Origin of the sequence: Dinghuibacter silviterrae (assembly GCF_004366355.1) — a bacterium.
Classification (GTDB): domain Bacteria; phylum Bacteroidota; class Bacteroidia; order Chitinophagales; family Chitinophagaceae; genus Dinghuibacter; species Dinghuibacter silviterrae.
Genome location: NZ_SODV01000003.1, coordinates 1 through 7,408 on the forward strand (window position 1 = coordinate 1; position 7,408 = coordinate 7,408).

The 7,408-nt window shown below is 52.0% G+C and carries 8 protein-coding genes; 7 read left to right on the top strand and 1 reads right to left on the bottom strand.

The genetic code is table 11. The annotated features are described in order from the left end of the window. Positions 1-1,113, top strand: a 1,113-nt coding sequence (locus EDB95_RS27135) for an RHS repeat-associated core domain-containing protein (protein WP_211352282.1), incomplete at its 5' end; no start/stop codon positions are given. Positions 1,114-1,117: 4 nt separating this feature from the next. Then, on the top strand, positions 1,118-1,420 hold the full coding sequence (locus tag EDB95_RS27140; protein WP_134000421.1) for a colicin immunity domain-containing protein: 303 nt from the start codon (positions 1,118-1,120) through the stop codon (positions 1,418-1,420). A 31-nt stretch (positions 1,421-1,451) separates the two neighbouring features. Here the strand turns inward: EDB95_RS27140 and EDB95_RS27145 are convergent, their stop codons facing one another. Further along, on the bottom strand, positions 1,452-1,814 hold the full coding sequence (locus EDB95_RS27145) for a helix-turn-helix domain-containing protein (protein ID WP_134000424.1): 363 nt from the start codon (positions 1,812-1,814) through the stop codon (positions 1,452-1,454). A 155-nt stretch (positions 1,815-1,969) separates the two neighbouring features. Between EDB95_RS27145 and EDB95_RS27150 the strand changes: the two genes are divergently transcribed. The 5 genes from EDB95_RS27150 to EDB95_RS28070 all read left to right on the top strand — a co-directional run bounded on the left by EDB95_RS27150 (position 1,970) and on the right by EDB95_RS28070 (position 6,268). Next, complete coding sequence (locus EDB95_RS27150; RefSeq protein WP_134000427.1) at positions 1,970-3,529, top strand: ATP-binding protein; 1,560 nt, start codon at positions 1,970-1,972, stop codon at positions 3,527-3,529. A gap of 193 nt (positions 3,530-3,722) precedes the next feature. After that, positions 3,723-4,700 carry a tyrosine-type recombinase/integrase gene (locus EDB95_RS27155; protein WP_134000430.1) on the top strand — a complete coding sequence of 326 codons (978 nt, stop codon included), beginning with the start codon at positions 3,723-3,725 and terminating at the stop codon, positions 4,698-4,700. Further along, positions 4,693-5,562: a tyrosine-type recombinase/integrase gene (locus tag EDB95_RS27160; RefSeq protein ID WP_134000433.1), complete on the top strand. Its 870-nt coding sequence runs from the start codon at positions 4,693-4,695 to the stop codon at positions 5,560-5,562. The genes EDB95_RS27155 and EDB95_RS27160 overlap by 8 nt, the downstream gene beginning before the upstream one ends. Positions 5,563-5,738: 176 nt before the next feature. Then, positions 5,739-5,978 (top strand): hypothetical protein, encoded by a 240-nt coding sequence (locus EDB95_RS27165; protein ID WP_134000436.1) that lies wholly within the window; start codon positions 5,739-5,741, stop codon positions 5,976-5,978. Then, positions 5,963-6,268: a type II toxin-antitoxin system RelE/ParE family toxin gene (locus EDB95_RS28070; protein ID WP_134000439.1), complete on the top strand. Its 306-nt coding sequence runs from the start codon at positions 5,963-5,965 to the stop codon at positions 6,266-6,268. The genes EDB95_RS27165 and EDB95_RS28070 overlap by 16 nt, the downstream gene beginning before the upstream one ends. Positions 6,269-7,408 lie beyond the last annotated feature (1,140 nt).

The window sequence follows — 7,408 nt, forward strand, 5'->3', positions numbered from 1 at the left end:
AATCATCTGGGGAATGTCCTGGCGACTATATCAGACAGGCGTTACGGGGTCTCTACCGACGGATCAACCGTGGATCATTTTGCGCCAGTTGTCCTTGACGCCAATGACTACTACCCGTTTGGGTCTTTAGAGCCAGGGCGAGCATATACTGCAACGTCAATTGGAGCCTATCGGTACGGCCAGAATGGCCAAGAACGGGACGACGAAATCAATGGCCCTGGAAACAGCTATACTGCTGAGTATTGGGAATATGATCCGAGGGTTGGAAGAAGATGGAACAGAGATCCGGTTATAAAATATAATGAAGCTCCTTATTCTACATTCTCTAATAACCCTGTCTTATTTGCTGACCCGTCGGGGGCTGATACAATAACAATAACCAGAGCTTCGTGGAGCGCCAGGGGGCGTGGTGGAAAGCAGCTAGGAGGAGTTAAAAGTAGCGTTGATGTAAAAGTAGCAGACGGAAAGGATGTATTTTACTACAAGAAAATACATACGGACTATGACGAGAATGGAAAGGCCACGACAACAACTAGCATGCAAGAGTTTGACCCAATTGCCGGCGCCACTAACGGCGTAACTCAAACGGCTTATATGTTCGGGCTACTCACCAATGATGATAATGACAGACTCACCCTGGCTAAAATAGCACCAAAAGAATTAGTAAAGTATCTAATATCCAAAAGTAGCGGGTGGGATAAAATCGCCTACGAGGATGTCCAGTCTTTACAATCAGACTACCCAATGTATCGTGGGTTGGAAAATCTGCAAGAGGCTACTGTTGAATACTACGGCGTTTCTGTCGGGCTACGCGCCATCGCGAGTTTAAGAACTATTACCGCTTCAGACGAGATACTCAACTTTACTAATACTGCATGGCAACACATGCAGAATCCTGACCGAAAGGTTCCTATACAGATTTTAAAGGATGTAATCGAAAATTCTCCTAGCTTTCCTGATCCACGAGGGTCAAATGCGCGAATGTTTTATGAGAGGATGTTTAGAAATGGGCAGGAATATAATTTAGAGGTATTATATGAAGAATCATCAAATACCATAATGCACTTTAAATATAGTGACAAAGCCATGGGGCCACTACCCAAAATAAATTGACAATATGTTTGTAAATTCTGATAAGAGAAGGCTGTATTGGCTAATCATCGAATATTTAAATCAGCATATTTCGGCGCGTACTTTTTGCGACGAATTTTATTATTGCTATGATTTAGCGATCGATTATGACACTTTAACCCAGCAAGAAAAAGATGGCTTTTCATCTTTAAGTGAGATAACAGGCAGGTTTTCTGAATTTGAAAATGACATTCGAAAATATCCCGGCACTTATTATACTGAGCAACAGCTAAGGCAAAAAGTTACAGAAACAAAGGAAGCATTGAATGCAAAAGATTTTCTATTTTAGATAAAGCCCCGCAGGTCGGGGCTTTTTTTATTTAGGAAGCATACGCCTGTTTTGTTTTCACATCGCGTATAAACCCTGCGATCACCCGCAGCAGGGCCTTTTTATCCTCCTGGGGCAAGGTATCCACCTCTTTAAAATACCGGATCACCTCCGCGTCCAGAAGCGAAGCCCTGGCCTTGTCCTCCGTACTCCCGTTCACTAAAAAATCTACGTTTGTATCCAAGGCGTCGGCAATCTTCTTGAGTACCTCCGCTGGCGGCTGCGCCCCCTTGGTCTCATAGCGCCCGATCTGGGCATAGGACACCCCTACATGAGCAGCCAAGTCTGATTGTGACCACTCCTTGGCCTTGCGCAAAGCGATTATCCGCTCACCCAAACTACTCTTCTCCGACATATTTGATGATTATCACACCAAAAGTAGCATATGAGTAGCAGGATTTTAACGATTTTGCCACATGATGTGGATAATTAAGTAGCAATCAGGGTTGCTTCGATATGGCAGATACGTTTACTTTGCGACATAAATGTCGTAAATCATTATTTATCCACATGACTGCCAGCCTCACCTTCCCCCATCCCCATATCATCGAGTATACTTGCCCGGGCCTGGTCTTCCAATCCGTCGGCCCCTTCAAAGCCGAAGTCCTGGCCCATATGCCCGTCACCTTGCGTATCACCCGCAACCCACACCTCGATCCCAGCCAGGTCGTCCGTAAAAGTCTCGATCTCTATAACGATGACGCTGTAGCCAAGCTCACCCGAGCCATCGCCGAACGCTTCACCCTGGGGGCTGAGTTCGTCCGAGGGCACATGCTGGCCTTTATAGAACAACTCGAAGCCCACCGCCTCGCTGAGAGTAATCGGACGGCCCGCCATAAGGCCTCCAAAAAGGGCGTAGAGCTGCCTCCCCTCTCTGAGGCCCAGCAAGAGCGCCTCTCAGCCCTGCAGCACAGCCCCGACCTCTCTAACGAACTCAACGACCTGTTGGGTCTTAGCGGCATCGTTGGTGAGGAAAGCAACCGCATCTCCATCGTCTTTTTGCTGCTGAGCTACATGACCCGTGAAACCCTACACATCATGATCCAGGGTTCTAGCGGTTCCGGCAAGACCACCCTGATGCACAAGGTCACCGCCATCTTCCCACCCGCCAAGGTCAACCGCATCACCCGCATGACCGACAGCAGCCTCTACAACTTCGCCCGTTATGCCCTTCAAAACACCATCCTCGCCATCGAGGACTACGACGGACTCTCTGAAGAAGCCGAGTACGCCTTGCGCGAGATGCAGACCAATAACGTGCTCCGCAGTGCAGTCTCGACCAAGGATGAATCAGGCCATATCGAGAGCGGCATCAAGGAAGTCCACGGCCCCATCGCTTCCATCGTCTGTACCACCCGCGGATCGGTCTATCCCGATAATATGAGCCGCCTGTTTATCCTGGCTATGGACGAGAGCGAAGCACAGACCGCCCGCATCATCGGTTACCAAAACCAAAAGGCGGCCGGCCTTATCGATAGGGACAAGGAGAAAGAAGCGCTTCTGTTGCTTCAACACCTGGTCGCCGGTCTCAAACCCCACGAGGTCGTCAACCCCTATGCCACGCGGGTTCACCTTCCCGTCCGGGACGAGGCCCAGCGACGTCTCAACGGCCTCTACCAGCAGTTCGTCCGCATGGTCACCCTGCTCTACCAGTACCAGCGGGATAAAGACGACCAGGGCCGCCTGGTCTCCACCAAGCAGGATATAGCCATCGCCATACAACTCATGTTCGAGGTCATCGTCCTAAAAGTGGACGAGCTTGATGGCGCCCTGCGGCAGTTCTTCGAGCGCCTCAAAGCCTATATCCGCCGACAGACCAAACAGCGCAAGAACGGCCGTGTAGAATCCGAATACCTCTTTACCCAGCGCGAACTACGACAAGCCCTGTCCCTAAGCAAGACCCAGGTCTTCCGGTTCCTCCACGACCTCACCGATCTGGAATATATCCGTCCCTCCGGCGGCTTCCAGAACAAGGGGTTTTCTTATCAGGTCGTCTACTGGGACGACTACAAGAAGATACGGGAGGGGATCAAAAGCTGCCTCATGGAGCAGCTCGAAGCCTTGCAATAATTATAATCATCTGTACATGTTCCCAACAGCCAGGGGCAAGGGTTTTATTATAGCGATGCAGTATTGACAGGGCTTCCAGCGTTCCGCTGGCGTTCCATCCAAAATGGAACGCAGGAATCTGCACCCAGCCTCGAAAAAGCCTCTATCGTTCCGCGTTCCAAGTAGAAGAATATAAAGGGATAAAACTTCCGTCATGAAACAGTTCCACCTGACCTCCACCCACTACCTCACGCTAGAGTCCAGCTTCCGCACCTACCTGGAGATCCTGGGGTACGCCCCGGACACGCTCAGGTTATGGCCTGTTCACTGCCGCGAGTTCTTCTTCTTCCTGGAAGGGCAGGGGATAGGCGCTATCGGAGGCGTCCAGGGCGTCCACGTCACGGACTTCATCCATCACCTCAAAACCCGGCCCCACCAGCGCAAGGAGGGCCTGGCCCTTAGCGCCAGCAGTATCAACAACACCCTCAGCGCACTGGCTGTCTTCTCGCGCTACCTCCGGCAAAGCGGGCGTCTCGCCGGAGAATGGCTCCTTCCCCGGGAACCCGCCGCCAGCCTGCCGCCTCCGGTGCTCACCACCCACCAGGTACGCCAGCTCTATGAAAGCACCTTCCTGCCTTCCCGTAATAACCCCATCGCCCTGGGTCAGCGCGACCGCGCTATCATCGCCGTCCTCTACGGCTGTGGCCTGAGAAGGAACGAAGCCCTACACCTGGCGTGCTCCGACATAGACCTCGACCGACGGCTCATCCTGGTGCGCGCTGGCAAAGGTTCCAAAGAACGGTACGTCCCTATAGCCCAGCAGCACGCCGCAGATATAGACCGATACCTTGCAGAAGGCCGTACCTGGTTCCTCCAGCGGCATACAAGTGATTACCACCAGGTAAAGAACGGAAGACCCTATGAGCTGAAGCCGGGCGCTACCGCTGAAGATGCCTTCTTCCTATCCGAACGGGGCCAGCGCCTGCGAAACTTCTATCAGCGTATTGAGGTCATGGCGGCTAGAGCATGCCTGGACGTGCCCCTGACGCCTCACTCCCTTCGCCACGCCATCGCTACTCACCTTTTGGAGCGCGGCATGGATATAGAGGATATTGCCCGCTTCCTGGGACATAGCAGCCTTGCTTCCACCCAAATCTATACCCACCTCCTACATACCACCACTCATGCCTGAAACGTCCTTCACCCACTACCTTGCCGCCCGGCACCGGGAAAGTACCCTTGTCGAGCATCTCCACAACCTGGGATACTTTACCCGCTGGTTGGCGGGTCACGGCCTTCCCGAGCCTAAAAAGGCCGGTTACGCCGATCTGCTGGCCTACGCCCGCCAGGAACGTGTCCGGGGGATCGATGTATCCACCATCAACCTCCGGCTCACCTCCATCCGTAAATACTTCGCCTTCCTTGTGGAAACGGGCACCCTTGCCGTCAACCCCGCCGCAGGCCTCCATATCAGGGGCAAAATCCGCCGCGTCATCAGGGAGCCCCTGACACTGGCGGAGCTGGAAGCACTTTACCAGGCCTACAGCCGACAGGCCAAGGGAGATGGTGCCCGTCCTGCGCATGTCCGTAACGCTGTCATCCTGGGCCTGATGGTCTACCAGGGGCTACACAGCGGCGAGCTGGGGCACTTGGAAATGGGCCATATCCGCCTGGACGACGGTAAGGTCTATATCCCAGGCGGTGCCCGCAGTAATCCCAGGGAGATGGCCCTGGCCACCGCCCAGGTGTTGCTTCTGGACAAGTACCTCTGTCAAATCAGGCCTCGCCTCGGGCCAGTAGGGGAGAAGGTCTTCCCCGGAAACATCGATAACCACCTGGCAGCCCTGATCCAGGCCTTAAAACAGATCAATCCCAGCGTCCGCAATGCCCGCCACCTCCGCGCCAGTGTCATCCTGGAATGGCTTAAAGTCCACAACAAACGCCAGGTGCAGTATATGGCAGGGCACAAGCACATCGAGAGCACGGAACATTATGCCCTCCAGGAAATGGACTCCCTCACCGACCAGCTCGCCAAACATCACCCCTTCGGATAAAAAAGATATGCGTGCACTTGCCGGTTATGTTATGTTTTTGGGAGCCTTTGTTTGTAAATCGGTATATATAGCCCATAAATCAGTGTATGTACTGAAATAAAGGTTATAATTGGCACTATATCAGAACGCTTTAAAGTTCTGTTTTTAGGAGTAAATTTGTGAAAATGGGAGTTTTTATGCCAACCGCTAACATCCGTCAAAAACTACATAACTTCATCGATACCATAGAGGATAAAAGGGTTAAAGCTATCTATACTCTTTTTGAAGATGAGATCGAGCAGGAAGGCGACTGGTGGGATGAACTTCCTGTCGAGGTTCAGAAAGAGGTTGACCAAGCCCTGGCAGAACTGGACAAGGGGAAGGGAATACCTCATGAACAGGTTATGAAAAAGTACAAGAAATGGTTCACTCGATAATATGGTCTGAGCTTGCTATCAAAACCTACGGCAGCAATATCGAGTACCTGGAAACTGCATTTACAGAAACAGAAGTCAAAGCCTTCATAACTGCGGTACAGAAAAAGTTGGCCGTACTTAGTATTCACCCCCGCGTCGGCCGCCTGACCAATAAAAGAGAAAGTCTCCGCTGGACTGTCATACACAAAAGGGTAGCCCTTATCTACCGTCACAAGCCGCTAAAGCATGAAATCCAGTTAGTCCGCTTCTGGAATAACTACCAAGACCCTAAAAGGTTGAAGTCGAAATAGCGGTCCTATAGGGAAAGTAACCAAGCAGTAGTAACCTTGATCAGCAGCAGTAATGCTCCTTATCGTCTATAGTTCTCTGATCATCTTCAGGAAATAAAGGTGGGCTGTCGCCCGCTCCTCCGCATCAACAACCACGCCAGGCACGATAACGTTATGCTGGACCCACCCGGGACGGGTGCCTGTCATGGTTGTTGGGCTCCTCCGCTGGGCGCAGCCCTCCGCTGCTTCCTTTTTATGGCATGTATTGATGATTTTTTAGGGGTATGCCATAAAAAACGCAGCTCCACCACTCCGTCCGCCACCTGCCTTGCCTCCCTGACCTTTATCTCATGATTTTGCCTCCGCTTCGCTCTGGCTAACACTATGGCCGAGACGCGGCCTGGGACGCCTCCGTGCTCGCTGACGCTCGCACTCCCGGCGCCCCGGTCAGGGAGGCGTGGCGGAGGTGGCGGGAATACATCCAACTGTAGTGCAAACGGCCGCCGCGATCAGCTTCAGTGCAAATCCCAGCACCTGTAGCGCGTTGCCCTATCAGCCCTACGGTATAAAAGCACAGCAGCTACAGTACTTATCTCAGCGCCTGTGCAAGCTTTTATACCTCCGGGCTATGAGAAAGTTTAAAAAAACTTACCCCCTCCATACAACAGAATAGGTCAAATCTCTATTTATATATGGGGAAACGAATCTACTCCATGCTATGGCAGTGACGGGTGCGACGTACAGGTGCTGGGTAACGTTACAGAACGGTCATCGCACCCGTCATTGACATTGCATCCGTGCAATAGTACTGTAGCTGAGCAGCGATCCGCCGCTCCCGTTTGCACTCCCTGCACCACAGCCTGGCCGTGAAGGTATGTCCATCGCCTCCTTTACATAATATGATTATCGGAATGCGCCCGCATCTTCGCGCCTGTCATCCTTCGCACTGGGCGCAGTTCGATAATGTCATATTATGTAAAGGAGGTCGCATGCAATGTGTTACGAGGATCGTAATAGGTCACCAGTTCGAATCTAGTAGGGATCAGAAGGTTTACCTCCGGGGGGGCGAATCCACCCCCGGGCACGCCCTAATATGTAAATAAATCCTATCTTGTACCCGGTGTAACTGCCTGAAGTTCTTTGAATAAAACCCTGCTATAG

What these genes read in the sequence shown, in the direction of transcription:
- EDB95_RS28070 (WP_134000439.1), top strand. Translation starts at nt 5,963, where the DNA reads ATGGTTCACTCGATAATATGGTCTGAGCTTGCTATCAAAACCTACGGC.
- EDB95_RS27145 (WP_134000424.1), bottom strand. Translation starts at nt 1,814, where the DNA reads ATGTCGGAGAAGAGTAGTTTGGGTGAGCGGATAATCGCTTTGCGCAAG.
- EDB95_RS27160 (WP_134000433.1), top strand. Translation starts at nt 4,693, where the DNA reads ATGCCTGAAACGTCCTTCACCCACTACCTTGCCGCCCGGCACCGGGAA.
- EDB95_RS27165 (WP_134000436.1), top strand. Translation starts at nt 5,739, where the DNA reads ATGCCAACCGCTAACATCCGTCAAAAACTACATAACTTCATCGATACC.
- EDB95_RS27155 (WP_134000430.1), top strand. Translation starts at nt 3,723, where the DNA reads ATGAAACAGTTCCACCTGACCTCCACCCACTACCTCACGCTAGAGTCC.
- EDB95_RS27140 (WP_134000421.1), top strand. Translation starts at nt 1,118, where the DNA reads ATGTTTGTAAATTCTGATAAGAGAAGGCTGTATTGGCTAATCATCGAA.
- EDB95_RS27150 (WP_134000427.1), top strand. Translation starts at nt 1,970, where the DNA reads ATGACTGCCAGCCTCACCTTCCCCCATCCCCATATCATCGAGTATACT.